1 protein-coding gene is annotated in these 1,430 nt (G+C 69.5%); it reads right to left on the reverse strand.

Annotation, left to right across the window (positions count from 1 at the left end; all coding sequences use genetic code 11):
• Positions 1–1,430: DUF1266 domain-containing protein (locus tag BIS11_RS17475; protein WP_253586708.1), on the reverse strand; the 1,430-nt coding region annotated here is incomplete at both ends.

Below are 1,430 nucleotides of genomic sequence, written 5' to 3' on the forward strand. Positions count from 1 at the left end.
TGCCCGCCGCGTACTCCTGCCAGCCGGCGTAGTGCTCGTCGGCGAGGCGGTAGGCGCGGTCGAGCGTCGCGGTGAACGCCTCGCGGTCGAGCCAGCCCAGCTGGCGGGCGGCGATGGCGAGATCCACCAGCTGGGCGATGTCCCAGGCCGCCATGTCGAGATCGTTGCAGCCATCCTCGTTGGCGCGCACCCGGCGCAGGCGCAGCAGGTGGTTGAGCTCTTCTTCGGCGCACTCGCCGGACTCCAGGATGGCGATCTCGCTCTCCAGCCTCTCCGGGTTGAGGGTGTAGGGCGCGTAGTTGATCTGATACTCCTGGCGATCCCCGGCCTCGAACATGAAGTTCAGAAAATCCTGCAGGTCCGCCGCACTCGCCAGGTGGTAGTGACTTTCCACCCATTCGAGGATGGTGGCGCGCTCGCGTTCGCTCTCGAGCTGGGGTTCGCTCCACACGGCGCTGTTGAGCGGGCCGACCAGCGCCATGGCGGTGAAGTGGCTGATGCTCGGCCGCTCGCCAGGCTCGCTCCAGCTGCCGGGGTGCCAGTCCAGCCAGTAGAACAGGCTGCCCGGGTCCTCGAGGTGCCAGGCGATCTCGTTGATCAGCGAGTCGTGCTCGGGCTCCGGCAGGCAGCTCTCCCAGGCGAACCACGCTTCCAGCAAGCGCTTGGGCGAGGTGTAGAAGCGGCACAGGCAGCTCTTGAGCGCATCGGCGTAGGCGACGAGCGCGCCCTGCTCGAACAGCCGGCTGTCGAAGGCCATGTAGAGATAGAAGGCGAACTTCTCCGCCATGTGGATGGTGGCGGCGTGACGGCTCACGCCCTTGATGCTCTGGCGCTGGCGAATCTCGTCGCGGGTCAGCTTGCCGAACACGGTGCTCGACGGCGGCATGACGCCGTGCATGGCGTCGGCGGCGAGCTGGTTCAGGTGGTGCGCCTGGGCCGGCAGCCAGTAGCGGGCAAGCGCTCCCGCGCCCTCGTCGGCGTGCAGCGCCAGCGCATCCTGCAGGTAGAGCGCGGCATCGGCGCGGCGCTTCTCGCCCAGAAAGGCCGCCGGGTCTTGCTGGCGCAGCAGGGCATCGGGCTCGCGCACGCAGGCCAGCGCCAGCAGCCAGTGGTGGCTGGTGCTGCGCCACGCCTTGATCCGCGCCCGGGAGGCCTCGCGCGTGGGCGCATCCAGAAGCTCCCCGAGCGGGCACTGCCAGGGGCTGCAGTCGGCCTCGAGCAGCAGCACGTGATGGGCATCGGGAGTCATGGCGCGCCGATCGACGCCGTCGAACAGGCTTTGCCCGCGCTGGTAGGCCGTCAAAAGCGCTGGCCAGTCGGCGTAGCGCTGGGTGACCAGGTCCGCGGCGTGCGCGGCGATGGCGTCCGCGTCGTCTTGGTCGAGAAGCCCCGCGCAGGCCCCGGCCCAGGCCAGCTCGACCATGCGCAGC

The organism is Halomonas sp. 707D4 (genome assembly GCF_024158685.1).
Classification (GTDB): Bacteria; Pseudomonadota; Gammaproteobacteria; order Pseudomonadales; family Halomonadaceae; genus Vreelandella.